At 69.9% G+C, this 25,681-nt stretch carries 24 protein-coding genes and 1 pseudogene; 11 read left to right on the top strand and 14 right to left on the bottom strand.

Annotated elements, in window-relative coordinates; all coding sequences use genetic code 11:
* Window positions 1-10 precede the first annotated feature (10 nt).
* The gene (locus RGD00_RS01850) at window positions 11-1,510 is read right to left on the bottom strand and encodes a CoA-acylating methylmalonate-semialdehyde dehydrogenase (RefSeq protein WP_310455443.1); all 1,500 of its coding nucleotides are present in this window, start codon (window positions 1,508-1,510) and stop codon (window positions 11-13) included.
* Between the two features lie 113 nt (window positions 1,511-1,623).
* Between RGD00_RS01850 and RGD00_RS01845 the strand changes: the two genes are divergently transcribed.
* The 3 genes from RGD00_RS01845 to coaD all read left to right on the top strand — a co-directional run bounded on the left by RGD00_RS01845 (window position 1,624) and on the right by coaD (window position 3,640).
* On the top strand, window positions 1,624-2,517 hold the full coding sequence (locus RGD00_RS01845) for a LysR family transcriptional regulator (RefSeq protein ID WP_310455442.1): 894 nt from the start codon (window positions 1,624-1,626) through the stop codon (window positions 2,515-2,517).
* Window positions 2,518-2,600: 83 nt separating this feature from the next.
* Complete coding sequence (locus RGD00_RS01840; RefSeq protein WP_310455441.1) at window positions 2,601-3,035, top strand: CBS domain-containing protein; 435 nt, start codon at window positions 2,601-2,603, stop codon at window positions 3,033-3,035.
* Between the two features lie 113 nt (window positions 3,036-3,148).
* Window positions 3,149-3,640 (top strand): pantetheine-phosphate adenylyltransferase, encoded by a 492-nt coding sequence (gene coaD / locus RGD00_RS01835; protein ID WP_310455440.1) that lies wholly within the window; start codon window positions 3,149-3,151, stop codon window positions 3,638-3,640.
* 198 nt (window positions 3,641-3,838) lie between these two features.
* Here the strand turns inward: coaD and RGD00_RS01830 are convergent, their stop codons facing one another.
* Together RGD00_RS01830 and gap are read right to left on the bottom strand one after the other, a co-directional pair.
* On the bottom strand, window positions 3,839-3,982 hold the full coding sequence (locus tag RGD00_RS01830; protein ID WP_310455439.1) for a hypothetical protein: 144 nt from the start codon (window positions 3,980-3,982) through the stop codon (window positions 3,839-3,841).
* A 12-nt stretch (window positions 3,983-3,994) separates the two neighbouring features.
* Window positions 3,995-4,999, bottom strand: coding sequence for a type I glyceraldehyde-3-phosphate dehydrogenase (gap, locus tag RGD00_RS01825; protein WP_310455437.1), 1,005 nt, complete (start codon window positions 4,997-4,999; stop codon window positions 3,995-3,997).
* A 200-nt stretch (window positions 5,000-5,199) separates the two neighbouring features.
* On the opposite strand from gap, the gene RGD00_RS01820 reads away from it, so the two are divergent.
* A complete protein-coding gene (locus RGD00_RS01820; RefSeq protein WP_310455435.1) occupies window positions 5,200-6,156 on the top strand; it encodes a DUF808 domain-containing protein in 957 nt (318 codons plus the stop codon).
* A 173-nt stretch (window positions 6,157-6,329) separates the two neighbouring features.
* Here RGD00_RS01820 and tkt read toward each other — a convergent pair whose 3' ends face one another.
* Entirely contained in the window at window positions 6,330-8,348 is a 2,019-nt protein-coding gene (gene tkt / locus RGD00_RS01815; protein WP_310455434.1) for a transketolase, read from the bottom strand.
* A 234-nt stretch (window positions 8,349-8,582) separates the two neighbouring features.
* On the opposite strand from tkt, the gene RGD00_RS01810 reads away from it, so the two are divergent.
* The 3 genes from RGD00_RS01810 (at window position 8,583) to RGD00_RS01800 (ending at window position 10,291) form a co-directional block, all read left to right on the top strand.
* A complete protein-coding gene (locus tag RGD00_RS01810) occupies window positions 8,583-9,080 on the top strand; it encodes a hypothetical protein (protein ID WP_310455433.1) in 498 nt (165 codons plus the stop codon).
* Complete coding sequence (locus RGD00_RS01805) at window positions 9,073-9,459, top strand: cell division protein ZapA (protein WP_310455431.1); 387 nt, start codon at window positions 9,073-9,075, stop codon at window positions 9,457-9,459. Before RGD00_RS01810 ends, RGD00_RS01805 begins: the two co-directional genes overlap by 8 nt.
* A gap of 559 nt (window positions 9,460-10,018) precedes the next feature.
* On the top strand, window positions 10,019-10,291 hold the full coding sequence (locus RGD00_RS01800; RefSeq protein WP_310455508.1) for a sulfurtransferase TusA family protein: 273 nt from the start codon (window positions 10,019-10,021) through the stop codon (window positions 10,289-10,291).
* Window positions 10,292-11,109: 818 nt separating this feature from the next.
* Here the strand turns inward: RGD00_RS01800 and RGD00_RS01795 are convergent.
* The 6 genes from RGD00_RS01795 to RGD00_RS01770 form a co-directional block, all read right to left on the bottom strand.
* Window positions 11,110-12,177: a flagellar motor switch protein FliG gene (locus RGD00_RS01795; RefSeq protein ID WP_310455430.1), complete on the bottom strand. Its 1,068-nt coding sequence runs from the start codon at window positions 12,175-12,177 to the stop codon at window positions 11,110-11,112.
* A gap of 64 nt (window positions 12,178-12,241) precedes the next feature.
* Window positions 12,242-12,388: a hypothetical protein gene (locus RGD00_RS01790; RefSeq protein ID WP_310455429.1), complete on the bottom strand. Its 147-nt coding sequence runs from the start codon at window positions 12,386-12,388 to the stop codon at window positions 12,242-12,244.
* 53 nt (window positions 12,389-12,441) lie between these two features.
* Window positions 12,442-13,746, bottom strand: a complete 1,305-nt coding sequence (gene purB, locus RGD00_RS01785) for an adenylosuccinate lyase (RefSeq protein WP_310455428.1) — start codon at window positions 13,744-13,746, stop codon at window positions 12,442-12,444.
* Window positions 13,747-13,890: 144 nt separating this feature from the next.
* Window positions 13,891-15,045 carry a hypothetical protein gene (locus RGD00_RS01780; RefSeq protein WP_310455427.1) on the bottom strand — a complete coding sequence of 385 codons (1,155 nt, stop codon included), beginning with the start codon at window positions 15,043-15,045 and terminating at the stop codon, window positions 13,891-13,893.
* Between the two features lie 195 nt (window positions 15,046-15,240).
* On the bottom strand, window positions 15,241-16,650 hold the full coding sequence (glnA, locus tag RGD00_RS01775) for a type I glutamate--ammonia ligase (RefSeq protein WP_310455424.1): 1,410 nt from the start codon (window positions 16,648-16,650) through the stop codon (window positions 15,241-15,243).
* A gap of 70 nt (window positions 16,651-16,720) precedes the next feature.
* Window positions 16,721-17,059: a P-II family nitrogen regulator gene (locus tag RGD00_RS01770; protein ID WP_310455422.1), complete on the bottom strand. Its 339-nt coding sequence runs from the start codon at window positions 17,057-17,059 to the stop codon at window positions 16,721-16,723.
* Window positions 17,060-17,231: 172 nt separating this feature from the next.
* Here RGD00_RS01770 and RGD00_RS01765 point away from each other — a divergent pair, with 172 nt between their 5' ends.
* A complete protein-coding gene (locus tag RGD00_RS01765) occupies window positions 17,232-18,968 on the top strand; it encodes an NAD(P)H-hydrate epimerase (protein ID WP_310455420.1) in 1,737 nt (578 codons plus the stop codon).
* Window positions 18,969-19,172: 204 nt separating this feature from the next.
* Here RGD00_RS01765 and RGD00_RS01760 read toward each other — a convergent pair whose 3' ends face one another.
* Window positions 19,173-20,369 carry a phosphoglycerate kinase gene (locus RGD00_RS01760; RefSeq protein ID WP_310455419.1) on the bottom strand — a complete coding sequence of 399 codons (1,197 nt, stop codon included), beginning with the start codon at window positions 20,367-20,369 and terminating at the stop codon, window positions 19,173-19,175.
* Between the two features lie 178 nt (window positions 20,370-20,547).
* Between RGD00_RS01760 and RGD00_RS01755 the strand changes: the two genes are divergently transcribed.
* Both RGD00_RS01755 and RGD00_RS01750 read left to right on the top strand, forming a co-directional pair.
* Entirely contained in the window at window positions 20,548-21,054 is a 507-nt protein-coding gene (locus RGD00_RS01755; RefSeq protein WP_310455417.1) for a peptidylprolyl isomerase, read from the top strand.
* Complete coding sequence (locus RGD00_RS01750) at window positions 21,047-21,631, top strand: peptidylprolyl isomerase (protein WP_310455416.1); 585 nt, start codon at window positions 21,047-21,049, stop codon at window positions 21,629-21,631. Before RGD00_RS01755 ends, RGD00_RS01750 begins: the two co-directional genes overlap by 8 nt.
* 406 nt (window positions 21,632-22,037) lie before the next feature.
* Here the strand turns inward: RGD00_RS01750 and RGD00_RS01745 are convergent, their stop codons facing one another.
* Window positions 22,038-23,888 carry an ABC-F family ATP-binding cassette domain-containing protein gene (locus RGD00_RS01745; protein ID WP_310455415.1) on the bottom strand — a complete coding sequence of 617 codons (1,851 nt, stop codon included), beginning with the start codon at window positions 23,886-23,888 and terminating at the stop codon, window positions 22,038-22,040.
* 315 nt (window positions 23,889-24,203) lie between these two features.
* Here RGD00_RS01745 and ndk point away from each other — a divergent pair, with 315 nt between their 5' ends.
* A complete protein-coding gene (gene ndk / locus RGD00_RS01740; protein ID WP_310455413.1) occupies window positions 24,204-24,626 on the top strand; it encodes a nucleoside-diphosphate kinase in 423 nt (140 codons plus the stop codon).
* A gap of 100 nt (window positions 24,627-24,726) precedes the next feature.
* On the opposite strand, the pseudogene RGD00_RS01735 reads toward ndk, so the two are convergent.
* Both RGD00_RS01735 and RGD00_RS01730 read right to left on the bottom strand, forming a co-directional pair.
* Window positions 24,727-25,056, bottom strand: a pseudogene (locus tag RGD00_RS01735) (TfoX/Sxy family DNA transformation protein); the annotation flags it as partial.
* Between the two features lie 198 nt (window positions 25,057-25,254).
* Window positions 25,255-25,392, bottom strand: coding sequence for a hypothetical protein (locus RGD00_RS01730; protein WP_310455412.1), 138 nt, complete (start codon window positions 25,390-25,392; stop codon window positions 25,255-25,257).
* Window positions 25,393-25,681 lie beyond the last annotated feature (289 nt).

Below are 25,681 nucleotides of genomic sequence, written 5' to 3'. Positions count from 1 at the left end.
CCCTTCGGGATCAATCCATCGCCTTGAAGTTGAAGGCCGAACCTTCCTTGATGCCGCTCGGCCAGCGCGAGGTCACGGTTTTCGTGCGGGTGTAGAAGCGGAAGGCGTCGGGCCCGTGCTGGTTCAGGTCGCCGAAGGCCGATTTCTTCCAGCCGCCGAAGGTGTGATAGGCCAGCGGCACCGGGATCGGCACGTTGATGCCGATCATGCCGACATTCACCCGGGCCGCGAAATCGCGCGCGGTGTCGCCGTCGCGGGTGAAGATCGCGGTGCCGTTGCCGTATTCGTGGTCCATCGCCAGCTTCAGCGCCTCTTCATAGCTTTGGGCGCGGACGGTGGACAGGACGGGCCCGAAGATTTCCTTCTTGTAGATGTCCATGTCGGGGGTCACATGGTCGAAGAGATGCGGGCCGACGAAGAAGCCGTCCTCGTAGCCTTGCAGGCTGAAATCGCGGCCATCGACCACGAGTTTCGCGCCCTGTTCCACGCCCGACTCGACCAGCTTCAGGATGTTGGCCTTGGCGGCGGCGGTGACGACCGGGCCATAGTCCACATCGTTGCCGCCGGTCCAGGGGCCCACCTTCAGCTTTTCGATCCGCGGGACCAGCCGTTCGATCAGCGCATCGGCGGTCTTGTCGCCCACCGGCACCGCGACCGAGATCGCCATGCAGCGTTCGCCCGCCGCGCCATAGCCCGCGCCCACCAGCGCATCCGCCGCCTGATCCAGATCGGCGTCCGGCATGATGATCATGTGGTTCTTGGCGCCGCCGAAGCACTGCACCCGCTTGCCGTTGCCGCAGCCGCGCGCATAGATGTACTGCGCGATCGGGGTCGACCCGACGAAGCCCACCGCCTGCACGGTTTCGTTGTCGAGGATGGCGTCCACCGATTCCTTGTCGCCGTTGATCACCTGCAACACGCCGTCGGGCAGCCCGGCTTCCTGAAAGAGTTCCGCCAGCATCAGCGGCACCGAGGGGTCGCGTTCCGAGGGTTTCAGGATATAGGCGTTGCCCGCCGCCAGCGCCGGGCCCATCTTCCACAGCGGGATCATGGCCGGAAAGTTGAAGGGCGTGATGCCCGCCGCCACGCCGAGCGGCTGGCGCAGCGAATACATGTCGATGCCGGGGCCGGCCGAATCGGTGAACTCGCCCTTGAGCAGATGCGGCGCGCCGATGCAGAACTCGATCACCTCCAGCCCGCGCTGGATGTCGCCCTTGGCGTCGGGGAAGGTCTTGCCGTGTTCGGACGACAGCACCTCGGCCATCTTGTCCATGTCGCGGTGGATGAGGCGCACCATCTCCATCATCACGCGCGCGCGGCGCTGCGGGTTGGTGGCGCCCCAGGCGCGTTGCGCGGCGGCGGCAGAGGCGACGGCGGCGTCGAGTTCCGCCTTGGTCGCCAGCGCGACACGGGCCTGCACCTCGCCGGTGGCGGGGTTGAACACATCGGCGAAGCGGCCCGAGCTGCCGGGCACGCGCTTTCCGTCGATCCAGTGGCCAATCTGTTTCATGGGATCCTCCCGCAATGGTCTGGGGGCAGGATAGGCTTGCAGAATTGCCCGGAGAAGGGGCAAGATTTCAAAAGCGTCTTGCGTTTCTGCAAAGGTGGGTAATGGTGGACAGGATGGCAGACTGGGACGACCTGCGCATTTTCCTCGCCGTGGTGCGCGGCGAAAGCCTGTCGGGGGCAGGGCGGCTGCTGCGGCTCGACCCCGCGACGGTGGGCCGGCGCATCGCGCGGCTGGAAGCGGCACTGGGCGCGCGGCTCTTCCTGCGCTCGGCCCAGGGCTATGCGCTGACCGAGGAAGGGCAGCGGCTGCTCGACCCCGCCCTGCGGGTGGAGGCGGAGGTGGCCGGCGCCCTGTCGGGCCTGCGCGCGGCGCCGGGGCTGTCGGGGCAGATCCGCATCGGCGCGCCGGATGGCTGCGCGAACTATCTGCTGCCGCAGGTGGCGGCGGCGATCTGCGATGCCAATCCGGGGCTGGAGGTGCAGATCGTGGCGCTGCCCCGTGTCTTCAACCTGTCGCGGCGCGAGGCCGACATGGCCATCGCCGTATCGCCCCCCGCCGCCGGGCGGCTGACGGTGCAGAAGCTGACCGACTATCACCTGGGCCTTGCCGCCGCCCCCGCCTATCTGGCCCGCCATCCGCCGATCCGCACGCGCGACGACCTGCGCGGCCACCGCATCATCGGCTATATCCCCGACATGATCTTCGACCCCGAACTCGACTATCTGGGCGAGATCGGGGCCGAGGCGCCGCCGCTGTCGTCGAACTCGGTCTCGGTGCAGTTCAACTGGGTGCGGGCGGGGGCAGGGGTCGCCATCGTGCATCTGTTCGCGCTGCCCGCCGCGCCGGAACTGATGCGCGTCCTGCCCGCCGAGGTGCATCTGACGCGCAGCTTCTGGCTGGTGCGCCATGCCGACGACGGGCGCAGCGAAAGGCTCAACCGTTTTGCGCAGCTGCTGGCGCAGGAGTTGCGGCGCGAGGTCGCGCGGCTGGAAGGAGTTCGCGCATAGGTTGCACAAATCCGCGACCCGGTGCTTGACAAAGTCCCCCCGCGAGGGGACGCTGCCTTGCACCAACATCGCGGGAGGCAGACATGCTGGTGCAGCAGATCCTGAGGTCGAAAGCGGATGACGGCGTGGTCACGGTGGCCCCCGGAACGGGCGTGCGTGCGGCGGTCGAGGTGATGGCGGCGCGGCGGATCGGGGCGGTGGTCGTGTCGCCCGACGGCAAGCGCATCGCCGGGATCCTGTCGGAACGCGACGTGGTGCGCGAACTCGGCCGCCGCGGCACCGGCTGCCTCGACGAACCCGTCGATCGGCTGATGACCGCCACCATTTCCACCTGCCAATGCGGCGACACCGCCGACGCGGTGCTGGGACGCATGACCGAGGGCCGTTTCCGCCACATGCCGGTGGTGGAAGAGGGGCAGATGGTCGGGCTCATTTCCATCGGCGACGTGGTCAAGGCCCGGCTGATGGAGCTGTCGATGGAAAAAGATGCCCTCGAAGGCATGATCAAGGGATTCTGATCCTCTTGCCGCAGCTGCGCGATGATTGCGGCGCTGCGGCGATTTCGTCTTGCATCGGCGCGCGTGATGATGTTGCGTCGGGCGGCGATGGCGACGGCATACGAGGGGGATCCATGCGCATCGGTCTTTATCCCGGCACTTTCGACCCGGTGACGCTCGGCCATATGGACATCATCAGCCGCGCATCGCAGCTGGTGGACCGGCTGGTGATCGGGGTCGCGATCAACCGCGACAAGGGTCCGCTGTTCCCGCTGGAGGAACGGGTGGCGATGATAGAGGCCGAATGCGCCGCGCTGGCCGAATGCCGCGGCACCGAGATCGTGGTGCATCCGTTCGAGAACCTGCTCATCGACTGCGCCCGCGACGTGGGCGCCACCATGATCATCCGCGGCCTGCGCGCGGTGGCGGATTTCGAATACGAATTCCAGATGGTCGGCATGAACCGCGCGCTCGACCCGAGCGTCGAGACCGTGTTCCTGATGGCCGATGCGCGCCGGCAGGCGATCGCGTCGAAACTGGTCAAGGAAATCGCGCGGCTCGGCGGCGACGTGTCGAAATTCGTCCCCGCCCGGGTGGATGCGGCGCTGCGCGCGCGCTATCGCTGAGGGTATGCGCGGGGCGGGAAAACCGGGCCTTGCGCCCGGTTTCCCGATGCCCGGCCGCCTTGTGACTATGGGCCGAAAAACCAGCCCTTTCGCCATGCTGGCGAACCTGCCGGGACAGGCGCTGGCCTATCTGATCTTCTTTTGGCGTCCGATTTTAACGGCATCCCCGCGCAATGGCAGGAACGGTGGTGCGCAGCCCTACCGCCAGAACGCCACCCACTGCACCAGATCCGCAAAGCGCCGGGCCAGAAAGGCGCTGAACCCCCAGCCCATCACGCCGAGGTCCAGCACCAGGAAGGCCAGGATCGCCAGCCCCAGGAACAGCGCCACGCGGTCGGTCACGCGGAACCCCGCTCAGCCCAGAAGCCGCCCCATCGCCGCGGCCACATCGGCCATGCGGCAGGAAAAGCCCCATTCGTTGTCATACCAGGACAGTACCCGCACCATCCGCCCGCCGACCACCTTGGTCTGTTCCGGCGCGAAGATCGAGGAATATTCGGTGTGGTTGAAGTCGATCGACACCTTGGGCTCGGGATCATACGCAAGGATGCCCTTCAGCCCGCCCTCGGCCGCGGCCTTCACGGCGGCGTTGATTTCTTCCGCCGTCACGTCGCGCCCGGCCTCGAAGGTCAGGTCCACCGCCGACACGTTCGGCACCGGCACGCGGATGGCAGAGCCGTCGAGCTTGCCCTTCAGCTGCGGCAGCACCTCGCCGATGGCCTTCGCCGCGCCCGTCGAGGTCGGGATCATCGACAGCGCCGCGGCGCGCGCGCGGTAGAGATCCTTGTGGCGGCGGTCGAGCGTGAACTGGTCGCCCGTATAGGCGTGGATCGTGGTCATGATCCCCCGCTCGATCCCCACCGCCGCGTCCAGGACCTTGGCCAGCGGCGCGAGGCAGTTGGTGGTGCAGGACCCGTTGGACACCACGAGGTCATCCTTGGTCAGCACGCCGTCGTTGACGCCGAAGACCACCGTCTTGTCGGCCCCCTTCGCCGGGGCCGACACCAGCACCCGTTTCGCCCCGTGGCGCAGGTGCACCGCGGCCTTTTCGCGGTCGTTGAACTTGCCGGAACATTCCAGCACGATGTCCACGCCCGTCCAGTCCAGCTCCTCGGGGTTGTAGGTCGACATCACCCGCATCGGGCCCTGACCCACGTCAAGCGTATCGCCCTCGACCGTGATCCGGCCGCCGAAACGGCCATGGACGGAATCGTATTTCAGCAGATGCGCGTTGGTCTCGATGGGGCCGGTGGCGTTGATCGCCACCACGCGGACGTCCTGGCGCGCGCTTTCCGCGATATGCGCCAGCGTGCAGCGCCCGATGCGCCCGAAACCGTTGATGCCGAGGGTAATGGTCATGCGCCTGTCTCCGTCGTGCCGCGTGCGATGCACGGTCTGGCCAATGTACGTTCAACGGCGGGCATATAGCCCGCCCCGCCGCGGGGCGGAAGGCGGAAAAGCGCCCGTCCCGCGATGATAGCGCAAACGCGGCGGGTTCGCGCCCGGTTGCGGCCGCCGGCGGATCGGCTAGGCTGGCGCGAACAGGACAGGGGGCGGGGATGAGCGGGCTGCTGGCGCTTCTCGACGATGTGGCGGCGATCGCCAAGGTGGCGGCGGCCTCGGTCGACGACATCGCGGGTGCGGCGGCCAAGGCGGGGGCCAAGGCCGCGGGCGTGGTGATCGACGACGCGGCGGTAACGCCGAAATACGTCCACGGCTTTTCCGCCGACCGCGAACTGCCGATCATCTGGCGCATCGCGCGCGGGTCGCTGCGCAACAAGCTGGTGATCCTGCTGCCGGTGGCGCTGGCGCTCGCGGCTTTCGCGCCGCAGGCGATCACCCCGCTTCTGGCGCTCGGCGGGGCCTATCTGTGCTTCGAGGGGGCGGAAAAGGTGTTCCACGCGCTTTTCCCCCATGCCGATCCGGCGGTGGAGGCCGATTTCGCCCCCGCCGATCCCCTGCATCTGGAGGAAGAAAAGGTCGCCGGCGCGATCAAGACCGATTTCATCCTGTCGGCGGAAATCATGGCCATCGCGCTTGCCGCGATTCCCGACAGCGGCTTCTGGATCGAGGCGGCGACGCTGGCGCTGGTGGGGGCGGCGATCACGGCGGGCGTCTATGGCTCGGTCGCGCTGATCGTGAAGATGGACGACATCGGGCTGCATCTGGCGCAGACAGGGCGCACCGCCCCGGGCCGGGGGCTGGGGCGCGGGCTGGTGCAGGCGATGCCGCGGCTGATGGCGCTGCTGTCGACGGTGGGCACGGCGGCGATGCTGTGGGTGGGCGGCTCCATCGTGCTGCACGGGCTGGAACATTTCGGCCTGCACTGGCCGGCCGAACCCATCCACCACGCGGCCGGGGCGGCGGCGCTGGCCCTGCCGCAGGCGGGTGCGGCGGTGGAATGGCTGGTCAAGGCGGCGCTGGACGGGCTCTTCGGGCTGGTGCTGGGACTGGCGCTGATCCCGCTCGCCACCCGGGTGATCGGCCCGCTGGCGGGGCTTTTCCGCCGGGGCTGAACCCATTGCGCGGGTGTAGGGGGCGGCGCCGGGGGCCAGCCCCCGGACCCCCGGAGTATTTGGGGCAAGATGAAGCCCGCAGCGTGCCTGCCGGGGAAAACGCCGCTCTCCTTCACCTTTTCTCAAGTACTCCGCGGGGGTCCGGGGGCGCGAAGCCCCCGGCGCGCCAGATGTCAGAGCAGCGCCTTGACCTTCGCCACGGTCGCCTCGGCAGTGATGCCGAATTCGGCATAGAGCCGTTCCGCCGGGGCAGAGGCGCCGAAGCCCGTCATGCCGACGAAATCCGCCTTCGCCTCGCGCCCGCGTTCGCCCAAGAGCCAGCGGTCCCAGGGCTGGCGTACCGCGGCCTCGATGGCCACGCGCACCGGGCCCGCGGGCAGCACGCGCTTGCGGTAGCTTTCGTCCTGCGCCGCGAAGAGTTCCATGCAGGGGAAGGACACCACGCGGGTGCCGATGCCTTCGGCTTCCAGCGCCGCGCGCGCGGCCATGGCGATCTCGACCTCCGACCCGGTGGCCATCAGGATCGCCTGCCGCTTGCCCGTCGCCTCGGCCAGCACATAGGCGCCCTGCGCGGTCAGGTTCTTCGCGGTGAAGGCGGTGCGCAGCACCGGCAGGTTCTGGCGACTGAGCGCGAGGACCGAGGGGCGCGCCTTTTCCGTCAGCGCGATTTCCCATGCCTCGGCGGTCTCCACCGCATCGGCGGGGCGGAAGGTCAGCGTGTTGGGCGTCGCCCGGCAGATCGCCAGATGTTCCACCGGCTGGTGGGTCGGCCCGTCCTCGCCGAGCCCGATGGAATCATGCGTCATCACATAGACCGTGGGCACCCCCATCAGCGCCGACAGCCGCATCGCGCCGCGCGCATAATCGGTGAAGCACAGGAAGGTGCCGCCATAGGGCCGCACCCCGCCATGCAGCGCCAGGCCGTTCATCGCCGCCGCCATGCCATGTTCGCGGATCCCGTAGTGGATATACCGGCCCTTGCGGTTGTCGGCATTGAACACGTCGAGATCGCCGGTCCTGGTCAGGTTCGACCCCGACAGGTCGGCCGAACCGCCGATGGTTTCCGGCATCACCGGGTTGATCGCGGCCAGCGCCATCTCGCTCGCCTTGCGGGTGGCGACCTTGGGGGCCTTTTCGGCCAGATCCTTCTTCAGCGCGCGGATCGCGGGGGCGAGCTTTTTCGGCGGCTCGCCCGCCATCACGCGGGTGAATTCGGCCTGTTTCGCGGTGGATTGGGCGGCGAAACGCGCCTCCCATTCCGCCCGCGCGGCGGCACCGCGCCGCCCGATGGCCTCCCACTGCGCCTTGATGTCGGCGGGGATGACGAAGGGACCGTGGGGCCAGCCGTAGATCTCTTTCGTCGCCGCGATTTCGGCGTCGCCGAGGGGCGAGCCATGGGCGGCGGCGCTGTCCTGTTTCTTGGGGCTGCCATAGCCGATATGCGTCTTGCAATCGACCAGCACCGGGCGGTCCGACCCCTTCGCGGCGCTGAGCGCGCGGTCGATGTCGGCGGGGTCGTGGCCGTCGCAGGACAGCACCTTCCACCCCGCGGCTTCGAACCTTTTGCGCTGGTCGGTCACATCCGACAGCGAGATGCGCCCGTCGATGGAGATGTCGTTGTTGTCCCACAGCACGATCAGCCGGTTCAGCCGCTGCATGCCGGCAAGCCCGATCGCCTCCTGGCTGATGCCCTCCATCAGGCAGCCGTCGCCGGCGATGACCCAGGTGTAATGGTCCACCACCTTGGCGCCGAAGCGCGCGCGCAGCGATTCCTCGGCCATGGCAAAGCCCACGGCATTGGAAATCCCCTGGCCGAGCGGGCCGGTCGTCGTCTCCACCCCCTTCACATGGCCGTATTCGGGGTGGCCGGCGGTGATCGCGCCCCACTGGCGGAAGTTCTTCACCTGCTCCAGCGTCACATCCGCATAGCCGGTCAGGTGCAAGAGCGCATAGATCAGCATCGACCCATGACCCGCCGACAGGATGAAGCGGTCGCGGTCGGGCCAGTCCGGCGCGCTGGCGTCGAACTTCAGATGGTTCTCGAACAGCACCGTCGCCACATCGGCCATGCCCATCGGCATGCCGGGATGGCCGGAATTCGCCGCCTGGACGGCATCCATCGCCAGCGCGCGGATCGCGGCGGCCTTTTGCCAGTGGTCGGTATGGGTGGCGCGCAGGGTGGCAATGTCCACGGGTCTGATCCTCGGCTGGGGCAGGGCAGGGCTGCGGCCCTGATACCAGCCCGCGCCGCAAGTGCAAGCGCCGCATGGCGGGGCTTTGCCGCGCGGGCGGGCCTGCGGCTTGTGCGGGCGGGACAAAGCGGCAGGTTTTGGCTAAGTTCGCGGGCAGGTTCCGCAGTGCCGATTCGGCGCGGATGCGCGGCAAAGCCGCCGGCGGGGCCCTTGCAAGGGGGCAGGAACGGGCTGATGGGCGATATTGTCGAACTGGAAAAGCGGATCTCGGCCGCGCTGATGCGGTTGCAGGCGGCGCTGGAGGCCGCGCCTCCCCCTGCATCCGGGGCTTCCGCGCCCGCCGACGCGGCAGAGATCGCCCGGCTGGCAGAGGCGCTGGCGGTCGAACGCGACGCCAATGCGCAGCTGACCGAGCGCGTGCGCGCGATCCGCGAGCGTCAGGACGCGACCGTCGTCCCGCTGGAAAAGCGCATCGAGGTGATGACCGCGCAACTCGACACCCAGGGGATCGAGCTTCAGCGCATGCGCAAGACCAACATCCAATTGCGCGAGGCCCTGCGCGCCCTGCGCGAGGCGGTGGCGGCGGGCATCACGGATGCGCATCTGATCAACAAGGTCATGCTGGCGGAACTCGACGCGCTGCGCGCCGCCCGGATGGCGGAAATGGCCGAGATGGAGGAAATCCTGGCCGAACTCGACCCCCTGCTTGCCGAGGAGCGTTCCGATGCCTGAAGTCGCGATCACCATCGGCGGGCGCAGCTTCCAGGTCGCCTGCCAGCCGGGCGAAGAGGGGTTCCTGCAATCCGCGGCGGCGCTGCTGGATGCAGAGGCCGCGCCGCTGGTGCAGCAGATGGGCCGCATGCCCGAGGGGCGGATGCTGCTGATGGCGGGGCTGATGCTGGCCGACCGCATGGCGGGGCTGGAGGATCAGCTGCGCGGCGCGCTGGCGCGGGTGGCCGAACTGGAAACCCGCCCCGCCCCCGCGCCCGAACGCATCGAGGTGCCGGTGATCCCCGCCGTGGTGGTCGAGACCCTGGCCGAGATCGCCGCGCGCACCGAGGCGCTGGCGCAGGCGGCCGAGGAACGGCTGGCCCCGGCGCAGGCGGGGTGATGGCGCAGGGCGCGGCGGGGGAAACCGGGGCAGGGTGCCCCGTGCCCGGCTTCGGGTACAGGCTGGCCATTGCCGCACCCCTTGCCCGGCCAACGCCCGGCATCGCGCGGCGCGGCGGTGGAATCGTCGGCGTAGCGAACCGGTTGGGGTGCGCGCTGGCTGGCGGCGCGGTTCGCGACAGGCATGGCCGCCTTGCAGACAGTGTGACGCGCCCGCTGCGGCGGGTGCGCCTGCGGAGGGCAGGCAAGGCTGACACCCCCCGCCGGTTTCGGCTGCCCTTGGGGGAAGGCGATGCGCGGCGCGGCACGATCCCGGAGCGGTCAGGAATGCCCGCGTGGGAGATCGGCAGCACGCGCGGCGCGCCGGACGGCTGCCGCCGCCCCGCGGAAACAGCAGCGAGCGGCCTGACGCGGCCCCCGAGACGGGCATGGTCGATCGCGCGGAGAAACGGCAGCGCGGGGGGCGCATCGGTTTCACGCCGTCGCGGCGCGGGGCAAGCTACGAACGGCGCGGCGCTGCCCCCGATGTCCGCGCGGGCGGGTTCCCGGAGAACGGCAGGATGAGCGGCAGCGCACAGCGGGACACAGAGACGCCCCCGCATCCCCCTTGGGACCGAGAGGTCGATGCCCGCGGCCTGCTCTGCCCCCTGCCGGTGCTGCGCGCGCGCAAGGTGCTGCTGGCGATGGCGCCGGGGCAGGTGCTGCGGGTGCTGGCGACCGATCCGGCGGCGGTGATCGACATGCCGCATTTCGCCCGTGAGGCGGGCCACGACCTGATCGCGAGCCTGCCCGAGGGCGAGGCGACGGCCTATTACCTGCGCCGGGGCGGCTGAGCGGGGCAATCGCCGCATCGGCAGGGGCTGGCGAGGACGGGGTTTGCCGCCGATGCGGCGACCTGTCGCCCGCGCCGAAGGTGTGGCGGCGTCGGGGGGCGGGGGTCCTGCCGGGGGCAAGCCCCGGCCTCCATGTCCGCCCGACGGTTGGCGCGGCGGAAAGCTGCACCTCCGGCGGGGATATTTACGGACGGAAAATGAACGGGGCTGCCGCGCGGGTCCTGATCCATCCCCAACATATGCCATGAAGATCCCGAAGGCGCAAAGAGGCAGGGGCGGACCCCGGCCTGTGACCCTCTGTTCCCACGGACAAACCTTTCCGGGGGCCAGGCCGTGGGCGGATCAATCCCAACCTTGTGGCCGGGCCGGCGACGACCCATCGCCCTCGCCATTCCCTGCCGGTGCCATTGTCCCGGCCGCAGGCGCAAGCCTCCGAGGTCCGCCCGCGCGCGCCATGGCGGGCGCCGGCCTTTCCATTCCTCCGGCGATCTCCGTTTCCGGCGGCACTGCCGTGCGATGGGCGGGCGAAACCCGGTGCGCTTCCTTTCTCCGGCCCGGCCAAAGCGACAGCCGCGCCCGCCGATCCGTGCCGGTTCCGGCGCAGCCGACAGGGGCCACCCATGGCGGAGCCGCATATTCGCCGGAAAACCCGCCCGCCCTTTCAGGCTGGATGCAAATATCCCCCGCGGCGCGCTCCTGCGCCCTCCACCCGCATTGTCCCCGACACCACGGCCAACGCGCACCGCCGGGCCGCGGCAGCGCCGGCGAGGGGGGCTCGATGCCCCCCGAGGCGGCGGCTGGTCAGGCCGCCGGGGCGCTCACTCCCCATCCTCCAGCACCAGCGCGATCTCGCCCGCGGCCTCCAGCCCGCGGATGGTTTCGATCACCGTGTTCATCGCCGCCTCGGCGTCGCGTTCGCGCACCTTGCCGCGGGCCTCCATCTCTTCGCGCAGGGCCTGCGCCAGGCGGGGGGACATGTTGGACAGGATGAAATCCGCCGTCGCCAGCTGTTCCTCCCCCGCCGCCCCGGCCAGCGCCGTGACCAGCACCGGCTGGTCCATCGCGCGCACCATGCGGGGCACGTCGCGGGGGGCGAGCCGCGCGGGAACATGCACGAAGGTGAAGATCGCCTTGCGCACCTGCGCGGCGAAACCCGCGTCATCGGCCTGCAACCCTTCCAGCACCGCGTCGCGCGTCGCCGCCGGGGTGACGTTGAGGATCGCGCCCACCCGTTCCACCGGCCCCACCTCGAACGCGCGGGGGGGCTGCGCGTCCAGCTGGCCGGCCAGCGCCATGCCGATGCGGCGCACGGTGTCGGGATCGACATTGCCGGTCAGCGACACCGCCAGCGCCAGCCGCCGCGCCCGGTCGCCCGGCAGCCGCGCCAGCAGGTCCGCCGCCCGCCCCACCGGCAGCTTCGACAGCATCACCGCCCCCACCTCGGGGCTTTCGTCCGTCAGCACCGGCAACAGCCGTTCCGGCGGCAGCGCCACCAGCCGGTCCCAGGGGTCCGCCCGGGCCGAGGCCGCCGCGAGCCGGCGCAGGCGCGAGGCGGCGGTGGCGCTGATATGGCCGTCCATCACCGACAGCGCGCCCTCGATCCCGCCGGGGAAGGCGAGCCCGACCGAATCGAGTTCGGCCAGGAATTCCTCGACCACCGCGCCCAACGTGGTGCGGTCCACGATCCGCATCGCGCCCATCTGTTCGGTCAGCGCCGCCTGCATGTGTTCGGGCAGCGCCGACAGCGGCAGGGGCGCGCCCTCGGCCAGCAGCAGCCGCACGATCACCGCGGCCTTTTCGCGGTTCGACAGCGGTTTGGGGGCGGGGCCCCCGGCCACGGGGGGCGTCGCCCGCACGGGCATGATGCGGGCCAGTTCCTGCGCCATTGCTTACCTCCGGCTTCTTCCGGGGCAGTCTGCCCCGGTGCCGGTTAAGGCGCGGTGAACGCGCTCAGGCGAGGATATGGACGCAGGTGCCCTTGTCGGGATCCCAGATCTGGCCCGGGCCGCAACCGGGCGGCGAGGGGCAGCCCTGCGCCAGCACGGCACCGGGCAGCAGCAGGAACAGGGTTGCGGCCAGCGCGCGGGCAGGGGTCATCGGCGTCTCCTTCCGATCCCCAGCACAGCGCGAAAGCCGATTCGCCGCAAGCCTCAGGCGCCGAACACCCGGGCAAAGATCGTGTCGACATGCCTGGTGTGATAGCCGAGGTCGAATTTCTCCTCGATCTCCGCCGGCGACAGCGCCGCCGTCACCTCTGCGTCGGCCAGCAGTTCGGTCTTGAAATCGGCGCCCCGTTCCCAGACCTTCATCGCATTGCGCTGCACCAGCCGGTAAGCGTCCTCGCGCGACACGCCCGCCTGCGTCAGCGCCAGCAGCACCCGCTGGCTCATCACCAGGCCCGAGAACTTGTTGAGGTTCTTCATCATGTTGTCGGGGTAGACCACCAGCTTCTCGATCACCCCGGCCAGCCGGTGCAGCGCGAAATCCAGATGCACGGTGGTGTCGGGGCCGATGCCGCGTTCCACGCTGGAATGGCTGATGTCGCGTTCGTGCCAGAGCGCCACGTTCTCCATCGCCGGCACCACCGCCATGCGCACCAGCCGGGCAAGGCCGGTCAGGTTTTCGGTCAGCACCGGGTTGCGCTTGTGCGGCATGGCCGAGGACCCCTTCTGGCCGGGGCTGAAATATTCCTCGGCCTCCAGCACCTCGGTGCGCTGCATGTGGCGGATCTCGATGGCGATGTTTTCGATGCTGGAGGCGATCACGCCCAGGGTGGCGAAATACATCGCGTGCCGGTCGCGCGGGATCACCTGCGTCGAAATCGGCTCCGGTTCCAGCCCGAGCATCTTGCACACATGCTCTTCCACGCGCGGGTCGATATTGGCGAAGGTGCCGACGGCGCCGGAAATCGCGCCCGTCGCCACCTCTGCCCGCGCCGCTTCCAGCCGGCGGCGGGCGCGGGCCATTTCGGCGTAAAAGCGCGCGAAGGTCAGGCCCATGGTGGTGGGTTCGGCGTGGATGCCGTGGCTGCGGCCGATGCGGGGGGTGTATTTGTGTTCCTCGGCCCGCAGCTTCAGGGCGGCCAGCACGCGGTCCACGCCCTTCATCAGCAGGTCGGCCGCGCGCACCAGCTGGATGTTCAGGCAGGTGTCGAGCACGTCCGAAGAGGTCATGCCCTGATGGACGAACCGCGCCTCGTCCGCCCCCACATGTTCGGCCAGATGGGTCAGGAAGGCGATCACGTCATGTTTCGTCACCGCCTCGATCTCGTCGATGCGGGCCACGTCGAACTGCACGTCCTTCGCGCGCCACACGGCCTCTGCGTTCGCGCGCGGGATCACGCCCAGGTCGGCCTGCGCGTCGCAGGCATGGGCCTCGATCTCGAACCAGATGCGGAAACGCGTTTCGGGCGACCAGATGGCCACCATCTCGGGGCGGGCATAGCGAGGGATCATGGCGGGGCCTTTCGTCGTTGCGGGCCTGCCTTAGCGCCATGCCCCCCGCGCGGCAAGCGGGTTCCGGGCCGCGCAGGCGGGCGCCGGAACGAATTGCGCCCGCGGGGGCGACCCCGCGGGCGGTAGCTGCATCCTGCGGCCGGTTCAGATCATCGCCGCCAGCGCCGCCTGCACCACCGGCACCTGCGCCAGACCGACGAAGGCCCCCGTCAGCGCCGTGGCGCGCGCGGTCAGCCGCAGATCGGCGCCGCGAAGCGTGTTGTAGACCACCAGCGCCGCCCCCACCGGCGGGGCCGCCACCACCAGCGCCGCGCTGAGCGCGCCGACCGCCGCCCGCGCCGGAAGCCCGGGAGGTTCGGCCTGCGGGGCCGCCTCGGGTTCGGGGTAGAGGGCTTCGCGCAGCCGGTGCGCCTCAGCCGTCTTTGGGCGCGGCAGGTCCGGCATGTCGTTGGCGATGCGGGTTTCCACCTTGGGCGGTGTCATCCGCAGGGCGGTGCGGGCGCGGGCACGGGCGGCGCGCTGTGCGCTGCGCTGCGAGGCCAGAACCTCCTCGGGGATCACGCAGGGATCGGACAGGTTCTCGGGCGCGCTGGCGCGGGCGAGCTCTTCGTCCATCCGCGCCATCAGCCGCGACACGGTATCGCTGTCGGCGGCCGCGCGGTCGCGCAGCGGATGCGCGGTGCGTGCCGTGCGTACCTTGGCCCGTGCGGGCCGGACCGGGCGCACGGGTTCGGCCCGTACCGGATCGGGGCGCACCGGATCGGGCGCGGCGGCGGCGCCCGCATGGGCCATTTCCGGCGCCGGTGCGGGGGTCACGTCCGCGGGTTCGGCCAGATCCTCTTCTTCCTCGCGCAGCAGGTCCGATGCGGTCCGCCAGGCGCGCACCGCCAGCACCTCGGACAGGTCGTCCAGCCGGTCGGCGTTCAGCACGCCTTCGGCATGGTCCCAGATCGTGCAAAGGGGCGGCATGCGGGTGGCGATGCGGTCCGCGATCAGCCGGCAGATCGCCTCGCGCCGCGGCGCCAGCGGATCGTTTTCCGGCGAGGCGGGGCCGGGGCCGACCGCGACGGTCATCAGCCCGTGGCGCGGGCCGGTCAGATCCTCGGCCCAGCACAGCGAGATGCGGGTGCCGTCGACATCCAGAAAGGCGATGTCGTCATGATCCCACTGGAGCTTGCGGGACTCGTGCGGGCAGCCCGACAGGGCTGCGTCCAGATCGGCGATGAGCCGGGCAAAGTTGAAGCCGGGCTTCTGCGCGTAAAACAGCGCGGCAATCGTACTGTCGGTAACTGAGCACATGTTCAGCCCTCCAGTTAAGGTCTTGGAAACGATTGCCGCGAAACAAGCCCGGAATGGGTGCCAAATGTGTCAAATTAATGGAAAAGTAACCTTGGGTTGTGTTCTGCTACCGTATACGTGTGCAAGTTGAGGTGGAAAAGGGCGCCCGTGGGCGCCCTCTGTGCACAATTGCAAGTTGTGCTGCGTCGCGGCGACTCAGCAGCTGTAGTACATCGCATATTCGATCGGATGGGGCGTATGCTCGTAGGCATAGACCTCTTCCCACTTCAGCGCGATGTAGCCTTCCAGCTGGTCCTTGGTGAACACGTCGCCCGCCAGCAGGAAATCCATGTCCTTTTCCAGTTCCTCCAGCGCCTCGCGCAGGGAACCGCAGACGGTCGGGATTTCGGCCAGTTCCTCGGGCGGCAGATCGTAGAGATCCTTGTCCGAGGCCGGGCCCGGGTCGATCTTGTTGCGGATCCCGTCCAGCCCCGCCATCAGCAGCGCCGAGAAGCACAGATAGGGGTTGGCCGTCGGGTCGGGAAAGCGGGCCTCGACACGCTTGGCCTTGGGGCTTTCCGTCCACGGGATCCGCACGCAGCCCGAACGGTTGCGGGCCGAATAGGCGCGCAGGACGGGGGCCTCGAACCCCGGGATCAGCCGCTTGTAGCTGTTGGTCGAGGGGTTGGTCAGCGCGTTCAGCGCCTTGGCGTGCTTGAGGATGCCGCCGATGAACCACAGCGCCTCCTGGCTCAGGTCGGCATATTTGTCGCCGGCGAACAGCGGCTTGCCGTCCTTCCAGATCGACATGTTGACATGCATCCCCGACCCGTTGTCGCCCTTCATCGGCTTGGGCATGAACGTCACCGTCTTGCCATAGGCATGGGCGACGTTGTGGATGACGTATTTGTACTTCTGCATGTTGTCGGCCTGTTCGACCAGACCGCCGAAGATCATGCCCAGTTCGTGCTGGCAGGTCGCGACCTCGTGGTGGTGCTTGTCGACCTTCATGCCCATGCGCTTCATGGTCGACAGCATCTCGCCGCGCAGGTCCTGCGCCTCGTCCACGGGGTTCACCGGGAAATAGCCGCCCTTGTGCGCCGCGCGATGGGCGAGGTTGCCGCCTTCCAGCACAGTGTCGGTGTTCCAGGCCGCGGCCTCGGCGTCGATCTGGTAGGCGACCTTCGCGGGCGTGACCGAATAGCGCACGTCGTCGAAGATGAAGAATTCCGCCTCGGGGCCGAAATAGGCCGTGTCGCCGATGCCGGTGGATTTCAGATAGGCCTCTGCCTTCACCGCGGTGCCGCGCGGGTCGCGGCTGTAGGGCTCGCCGGTGTCGGGCTCGGCCACGTTGCAGTGCACGCACATCGTCTTTTCGGCATAGAACGGGTCGATGTAGACCGAACCGGCATCGGGCATCAGCTTCATGTCCGACTGGTCGATGGTCTTCCAGCCGGCGATGCTGGATCCGTCGAACATGAAGCCTTCCTCGAAGAAGTCCTCGTCCACCAGATCGGCCACCAGCGTCACATGCTGGAGCCTGCCGCGGGGATCGGTGAAGCGGATGTCGACATATTCGACCTCCTCGTCGTTCATCAGCCGGAGCGCGTCGGCGATCTTGCTCATGTCAATCGGGTCCTTCCGTGCGGGATTGCGGATGCGGGCGGCGGCCCGCGGATGGGAATGGGGGTAGGGCTCAGACCGCGTCGTCGCCGGTTTCGCCGGTGCGGATGCGGATCGCCTGTTCGACGGGGCTGACGAAGATCTTGCCGTCGCCGATCTTGTCGGTGCGGGCGGCGGCGATGATCGCCTCGATGGCCGGGTCCACCATGTCGTCGGTGACGACCACCTCGATCTTCACTTTGGGCAGGAAATCGACGACATATTCGGCGCCGCGGTAGAGTTCCGTATGACCCTTCTGGCGGCCGAAGCCCTTGACCTCGATCACGCTCAGGCCCTGGATGCCGACCTCTTGCAGCGCCTCCTTGACCTCATCGAGCTTGAACGGCTTGATGATCGCCTCGATCTTCTTCATCCCGGCCGACTCCCTTGCGTCTCTCGTGCAGCCTGAACACCACTTTCGCGGCGAAGGGACAATGCGGCGGCAGGGGCGCCGGGGGCGGGGGCTGCGGAAAAGGCGGAGATTGCACAAAATATGTGCAATGTGACCGCAGGATGACCTGTTTGCAAAGCGGATGCCGGAAAACATGCCCGAACTTCTGACCTCTGCCCAAATGCGCGCCATCGAGAAGGCGGCGATCGACAGCGGCGCCGTGACCGGGCTGGAACTGATGGAGCGCGCCGGGCGGGGGGTGGTTGCGGCGATTCTGGCCGAATGGCCGGAACTGGCCGAGGACACGCCCCGCGCCGTGGTGCTGTGCGGGCCGGGCAATAACGGCGGCGACGGGTTTGTCGTGGCGCGGCTGTTGCGGGAACGCGGGTGGGCGGTGCGGGTGCTGGCCGCCGCGGCTGCGCAGGCGATGCCCCGCGATGCCGCGATCAACGCGCGCCGCTGGTGGGCCTACGGGCCGGTCGAACCGCTGACCGAACGCGCGCTGCGCGCCGGCCCGCCGGGCGAGCTCTATGTCGATGCGATCTTCGGCACCGGGCTTTCGCGCGCGCCGGAGGGGGACATCCTCGACGTGCTGACCCATATCGGCGGGCGGAACGGCGATGCGGGCCATTACGCGCCGCGGCTGGTCGCGGTGGATGCGCCATCGGTCCTGTGCCTCGACAGCGGGCGCAGTCTGCATCCCGGGTGGGACAAGCCCCGCGCCCGGCTGACCGTGACCTTCGACAGCCCCAAGGCCGGGCATTATCTGGCCGAGGGGCCGCACCTCTGCGGCCGGCTGGCCGTGCATGACATCGGCATCGCCCCCTGGCGGCAGTACACGGCCCCCCGGCAGGCCGGCGGCCGTTGGCTGGGGACGTTCCGGCCGGTCCGTCTGGGTCTGGTGGCCCCGGTGCCCCGCGACGACATCCACCGCAGCTTCCATCCCGGCGCCCTCGCGGCGGAAATGCTCGGCAAGGCCGGCTGGACCGAGGCGCATCTGGCGCAGAAGTTCAGCTTCGGCCATGTGTTCGTCCTTTCCGGCCCGCCGGGGCGCGGCGGCGCCGCCCGCCTTGCCGCGCGCGGGGCGCTGCGCATGGGGGCGGGGCTGGTAACGGTCGGCTGCCCGCCCGGGGCGGTGGCGGAAAACGCCGCGCGGCTGGATGCGGTGATGCTGCGGCCGGTGGCGGATGCGGCTGCGCTGGCGCGGCTGCTGGAGGACCGGCGGATCGGGACGATCTGCCTCGGCCCGGGGTTGGGGACGGGCCTGCGCGAAAGGCGGGTGGTGGAAAGGGTCCTCGACACGCTGCGAATGGGTGAGGTGCCCGCGCATATGGCCGATCTGCCGGAGGCTCTCAGGCGTCACATGTCGCGATCGGGGGCAAGGCGGCCCGCCACGGTCCTCGACGCCGACGCCCTGACCCTGCTCGCCCGCGACCCGGCGCTGTTCGGCGCGCTGCACGACCGTTGCGTGCTGACCCCGCACGGCGGCGAATTCGCGCGGCTTTTCCCCGACATCGCGGCAAGGCTGGCCGAACCGGCCCGGACCGGCCCGGCCTTCTCCAAGGTCGATGCGACGCGCGCGGCGGCGGCGCGGGCAGGCTGCGTGGTGCTCTACAAAGGCCCCGATACGGTGATCGCCGCCCCCGGCGGGCGTGCCGCGATCCATGCCGCCGCCTATGATCGCGCCGCCCCGTGGCTCGCCACCGCAGGCGCGGGCGATGTGCTGACGGGGTTCCTCGCCGGGCTTCTGGCGCGCGGCCTCGACCCCTTCACCGCCGCCTGCGCTGCCACATGGCTGCATGTCGAGGCCGCCCGCAGCTTCGGCCCCGGGCTCATCGCCGAGGACCTGCCCGAGGAACTGCCGAAGGTCTTCCGCGCATTGGGGCTATAGCGCCGATCTGCGCCGCTCCTCGTCCGCCGCATTGCGCCCCCGGGATGGCCGCGGGCCTCCGGCGGGCGTGTTTCCGGGAAGGTGAAGCCGCGCGCCGTTCCCCGGAAAGATGCGCCCGTGTCTTCAGGCTGGCCCAGATATCCCCGCCGGAGGCCGCCGCCCCCTCCACCGGACCAGCCGCCGGTCAGGGCGCCGCCGCCCCGCTCACTTCCCCAGCAGCACCGCGACGCCCGGCAGGGTCTTGCCCTCCATCCATTCGAGGAAGGCCCCCCCGGCGGTGGAGATATAGCTGAAATCGTCCGACACCCCGGCCTGGTTCAGCGCCGCGACCGTATCGCCCCCGCCCGCGACCGATACCAGCCGCCCCGCCCGGGTCAGGTCCGCGGCCTTCTGCGCCGCGGCATTGGTGGCGGCGTCGAAGGGGTCCAACTCGAACGCGCCCAGGGGGCCGTTCCAGATCAGGGTGCGGCAGGCCTCGAACACCTTGCCGATGCGCGCCACGCTCTGGGGCCCCGCGTCGAGGATCATGCCGTCGCCCGGGCAGGCGGTGACGGGCAGCACCTGATGGGGCGCCTGCGCCTTGAACTCCTGCGCCACCACCACGTCGACCGGCAGGTGGATGGTGCAGGTCCCCGCCTTCGCCCGCGCAAGGATCTGCGCCGCGGTATCGGCCATGTTGCGTTCGGCCAGGCTGCGCCCGATCTCCACCCCCTGCGCGGCGAGGAAGGTGTTCGCCATGCCGCCGCCGATCACCAGATGGTCGACCTTGGCCACCAGATTCGCCAGCAGGTCGAGCTTGGTCGACACCTTCGCCCCCCCCACCACCGCGGCCAGCGGCCGCTGCGGTTTGGACAGCGCGGCCTCCAGCGCCTTCAGCTCCGCCGCCATCAGCCGCCCCGCGCAGGACGGCAGCAGCCGCGCGATCGCCTCGGTCGAGGCATGGGCGCGATGGGCGACCGAAAAGGCGTCGTTCACATAGACATCGCCCAACGCGGCCAGCGCGGCCGCCATCGCGGGGTCGTTCTTTTCCTCGCCGGGATGGAAGCGGGTGTTTTCCAGCAGCAGGATATCGCCATGCTGCATCGCGCCCACCGCCACCTTGGCCGGCCTGCCGATGCAGTCCTCGGCCCACAGGACGCGGCGCCCCGGCAGCGCGGCCTTGAGCGCGGGCAACACCTGCTTCAGGCTCATCTCGGGCACCAGCTTGCCCTTGGGCCGGTCGAAATGCGCCAGCAGCACCGGGCGGCCGCCCTTGCCGATGATGTCGACGACGGTGGGGGCGATCTTCTCGACCCGGGTCGCATCGGTGACGCGGCCGTTTTCCACCGGCACGTTGATGTCGACCCGCACCAGCACGGTCTTGCCCTTGAGGTCCATGTCGTCGAGCGTCTTCCAGCCCATCACCGTCTCCATCAGCCGCGGCCCGGCGCTTTTGCCCCCAAGCGGGGCGCGGCGTCAACGGGGGATGGTGCGCGCGCGGCCTTGCGCCGGGCCGTGATGCGGGGTGATCACGCGGGTTTGCCCTTTTCCTCGGCCCCGTCCTCGCCTAGGGTCGCGCCCGACATGACAGGAGGCGCCGATGGCCGAGATCAGGGACCCCGAAAACACCATCATCATGACGCTGAAAGGCGGCGACGTGGTGATCGAGCTTCTGCCCGATGTGGCGCCGAAGCATGCCGCACGCATGAAGGACCTCGCGCGCGCGGGCGCCTATGACAACGTGGTCTTCCACCGCGTGATCGACGGCTTCATGGCCCAGACCGGCGATGTGGCCAACGGCAATGCGGAAAACGGCTTCGACCTGCGCCGCGCCGGGACCGGCGGGTCGGATCTGCCGGACCTGCCGGCCGAATTTTCCAAGCTGCCGCATGACCGGGGCACCCTCGGCGCGGCGCGGTCGATGAACCCGAACTCGGCCAACAGCCAGTTCTTCATCAACTTCAAGGACAACCATTTCCTGAACGGCCAGTACACCGTCTATGGCCGGGTGATCTCGGGGATGGAACATGTCGATGCGATCACCCGGGGCGAGCCGCCGGCAAACCCCGACCGGATGCTGAAGGTCCGGGTGGCCGCCGATGCGTGACCGCTGGCTTTTCGCCGGGCTCTTCGCGCTCGGCCCCGCGGTGCTCGGCGGGTGGCTTTTGTCGCAGACCGCTGTGCATGCGGCGGAGGACGGGCCGGGTCCGAACCTGGTGATCGAGGTGGAGGGCAAGGCGCAGGGCAGGGTGGTGATCGACCTGCTGCCCGATCTGGCGCCCAAGGCCGCCGAACGGCTGGTGACGCTGGCCGAACAGGGCGCCTATGACGGCGTGGTCTTTCACCGCGTGCTCGACGGCTTCATGGCGCAGACGGGCGACGTGCAGTTCGGCAAGTCCGGCGGGGGCGGCATGGCGGGCAGGGGCGGGTCCGACCTGCCGGATCTGCCGGCCGAATTCACCGATACGCCCTTCGCGCGCGGCACCGTGGGCATGGCGCGCTCGCGCAGCCCCGACAGCGCCAACAGCCAGTTCTTCATCATGTTCGCCCCGGCGCCGCATCTGAACGGCGACTACACGGTGGTGGGCCGCGTGATCGCGGGGATGGAGGTGGTCGACGCGATCACCCGGGGCGAGCCGCCGCGCAGCCCCGACCGGATGGCGAAGGTCACGGTGGAACGCTAGAACCCGGCCCGCAGGGCGGGGGACCACCCCGCCCCGCGAGGTCCGCCGCAAAATCTTGCTGGCATGCCCGGGCCCGGCGGGGACGAACCTCCCGGCAAAGAATGCCGGCCTCTCCACGTTCTGTCCCCAAATATCCCCGCCTTCTCCACCCGCGCCACCGCCGGGCAAGGGGGTCAGCTTGCCACACCCCGCGGCGTTGCGCGGAAGGCCCTTTTGGTGTAGGATGAAGGGATCAGGTCGAGGCCTGATGACCAGCCGACCGGATTGGATCCGGTCCGCATCCGCCGGTCCGCCACGGCCGGCAAGGGCGCCTGCCCGGGGAAAGCCCGGCGCAGGCGCCTGTCATTGCGCCCGGCACTTTCCCGCCCCGACGACCGCTGGCCGGGGTTCGCCCCGGTGCCGACGGTCAGCCGCGGGCCTCTTCCAGCCGCTCCTGCGCCGCCAGCCACAGCGCCTCGGCGCGGTCGAGCCCCTCCATCACCTCGGCATATTTCTTCTGCCAGGTTTCCGCCTGGTTTCCGGCTTCGCGGGCATAAAGTTCGGGGTCGGCGAGTTTCATCGCCAGCCGGTCGCGCATCTCGTTCAGCTTGCCGATCCGCTCCTCGCACCGGCGCACTTCCGCCTTCAGCGCGAGGATCGCCTCGCGCCCGGCCTTGCGGTCTGGCTTCGGCTCTTTCGGCTTCACTTCCTTCGGCGCCTCGGGGGCCAGCAGCATGCGCCGGTAGGCCTCCAGATCCTCGGCATAGGGCGTCACGCGCCCGCCCGCGACCAGCCACAGCCGGTCCGCCACCAGCCCCAGAAGATGCATGTCGTGGCTGACCAGCACCACCGCGCCGCCATAGGCGGTCAACGCCTCGACCAGCGCCTCGCGGCTTTCGATGTCCAGATGGTTCGTCGGCTCGTCGAGGATCAGCAGATGCGGCGCATCGAGCGTGGCCAGCAACAGCGACAGCCGCGCCTTCTGCCCGCCCGAAAGCCGCCCCACCACGGTATCCGCCTGATCCGCCAGCAGCCCGAACCCCGCCAGCCGCGCGCGCAGCTTCGACTGGTGCTCGTCCGGGCGCAGCCGCTGGATATGCTGCAGGGGCGTCTCGTCCACATGCAGTTCGTCCACCTGGTGCTGCGCGAAATAGCCCACCCGCAGCTTGGACGACCGCGTGACCTGCCCGCCCATCGGCGCGAGCCGCCCGGCCAGCAGCTTCGACAGTGTCGATTTGCCCTCGCCGTTGCGGCCCAGAAGCGCGATGCGGTCGTCCTGGTCGATGCGCAGGCTGAGCCCCCGCAGCACCGCGCGCCCGTCATAGCCGACCGACACGCCCTCCATCGTCACGATCGGGGGCGACAGTTCCTCGGGCGCGGGGAAGGTGAAGACCTGCTTCGCGGCCTCTTCGGGGGCCGTGATCGGGGTCATCTTTTCCAGCATCTTCACCCGGCTCTGCGCCTGCGCGGCCTTGCTGGCCTTGGCCTTGAACCGGTCGACGAAGCTTTGCAGATGCGCGCGCCGGGCCTCCTGCTTCTTCGCCTCGGCGGCCTGCACCGCAAGGCTCGCGGCGCGGGCGCGGGCGAACTGGTCGTAGGGGCCCGACCAGGTGGTCAGCTTGCGGTTTTCCAGATGCAGGATGCCGGTGACGGCGCGGTTCAGAAGGCCGCGGTCATGGCTGATGATCAGCACGCTGTGCGGATAGCGCGCCAGATAGCTTTCCAGCCACAGCGCGCCTTCCAGATCCAGATAGTTCGTCGGCTCGTCCAGCAGCAACAGGTCGGGCTGCGCGAACAGCACCCCCGCCAGCGCCACCCGCATCCGCCAGCCGCCCGAGAAATCGGAACAGGGCCGGCCCACCTCGTCGGCGGTGAAGCCGAGGCCGCGCAGGATCGCCGTGGCCCGCCCCTCGGCCGACCAGGCGTCGATGTCGGCAAGGCGGGTCTGGATCTCGGCGATGCGCCCGGGATCGGTCGCGCCCGTGGCTTCGGCCAGCAGCGCGGCGCGTTCGGTATCGGCGGCCAGAACCGTGTCCAGCAGGCTGATGTCCGACGACGGCACCTCCTGCGCCACACCGCCCACCCGGGCGCGGGCGGGCAGGGCGATCTCGCCCCCTTCCAGCGCCAGTTCGCCCCGGATCAGCCGGAAGAGCGTGGTCTTGCCCGCGCCGTTGCGCCCGACGAGGCCCATCTTGTGGCCCGTGGGAATGGTGGCCGAGGCGCCCTCGAACAGGGGCCGGCCCTCGACGGAATAGGTGATGTTCTCGATGCGCAGCATGCCCGCCCCTTGCCCGAAGGCGCGGGCGGCGTCAATCGCCCGGCCCGGTTTTCACCCGGCGTTCGGCCCGGGGGCGGGGGCGGGAGCCTCCGGCGGGGATATTTAAGAGACAGAAAGTGAGCCGGCCTGCTTTTCCCGGCCCTCTTCACTTTCTGTCCAGAAATATCCCGGGGGGTCCGGGGGGCTGGCCCCCCGGCGCCGCGCCCTCCACGCCCCCGCCGTTCCCGCCTTTTCAACCCCGCCCGCCCATGCTAGCAGGGCCGCGCAATGCGGGGCGGGCAGGGGCCGGCCCCATTTCCAGGACAAGAGGCACCCATGGCCATCGAACGCACCCTGTCGATCATCAAGCCCGACGCGACCCGCCGCAACCTCACCGGCAAGATCAATGCCAAGTTCGAGGACGCGGGCCTGCGCATCGTGGCGCAGAAGCGCATCCATCTGTCGCTGGCCCAGGCCGGCAAGTTCTACGAGGTCCACAAGGACCGTCCCTTCTATGGCGAACTGTGCGAGTTCATGGCGTCGGAGCCCGTCGTGGTGCAGGTGCTGGAGGGCGAGGGCGCCATCGCGAAGAACCGCGAGGTGATGGGCGCGACCAACCCGGCCAATGCCGACGAGGGCACCATCCGCAAGGAATTCGCCCTGTCGGTGGGCGAGAACTCGGTCCACGGGTCGGATGCGCCGGAAACCGCGGCGCAGGAGATCGCGTTCTTCTTCTCTGGGCTGGAAATCACCGGCTGATCCCGGCGTCCGATGACCGGATCCGTGCGGGGGCCTTCGGGCCCCCGTCTGCTTTTGCGGGGGCCGCCCCGGCCTGGAATCCCCGCCTGCCGGCCGGAATGACGCCGAGCGCGTCCAGCGCCGCCTCCAGCTGTGACGGGGCCGCCCCCGCCCCCGCCGGAGCCGCCGCCCGCAGCGCATCGAATCGCGCCCGCAGCGCGGCCTTTTCCGCCCCCCGGCAATCGTTCCAGGGCCGGCCCTGCAAGCCCATCACCAGCACGTAATAGCCGATGAAATGCGCCCGCGTGCCCGTGGCGAGCAGCCGCCCATAGGCCGCATCGGCCCCGAGCGCGCGCAGTTCCTCCGCGCTGGTGATCCCGGCGCGGCGGAAGGCGGCCTCGGTCGCGGGGCCGAGGTTGCGGATGGAAGAGATCGGCGTGGGCGCGGGCATGATCGGCGGCGGTTGCGGCAGGGACCGCAGCTTAGCGCGCGCCGTCACGGGATCAAGGGGGGCCGGCCCCGAGGCGCGTCACCGCCGCCGGACCGGGGCGCCGGCCGTCACCCGCTGCGACCCGGAAAAGGGCCGTCCGCCGCCGGGCCCGGCGGGGGCCTCACCGGCCGGGATGGCCGCCGTGCAGGGCCCCCGGGATCAGATCGCGGCCCAGTCGGTGAACCGCGTCGCGGGCGCGCCGGCCTGCTGTTGCGGGGCGGGGCCGCCTGCCTGTTGCTGGTGTTGCTGCGGCGCTGGCGCCGGGGTGCTGCCATGTTGCGGGGTCTGTTCGGACATTGCCTGTACCTTCATCCATGCCTGACCGGGGCGCCTCGTCACGGGCGCTTGCGGAAAGCCTCGCACGGGAATGAGACCGCGGCGGGGCGAGACCGCGATACGCCGGCGGCGCCCGCAAGGCAAGTCACGCCCGCGCGAGGCGCGAGGGACGGCACGGACCGTGCCCCACAGGCCCCACCGGGGCGCTGACGGCCGCCGGAACGGCCATGGCGCGGCCGGTGGTTTTCGGGCCGCCGGGCGGAAAGGGGGGCGCTTGGCCTCCGTAGGGGTCGGCGTTGCCGTATCGGAG

Origin of the sequence: Ruixingdingia sedimenti (assembly GCF_031432425.1) — a bacterium.
Lineage (GTDB): Bacteria > Pseudomonadota > Alphaproteobacteria > Rhodobacterales > Rhodobacteraceae > Ruixingdingia > Ruixingdingia sedimenti.
The sequence above is the reverse complement of the archived record's forward strand: the minus strand, read 5'-3'. Positions and strand labels throughout refer to the sequence as shown.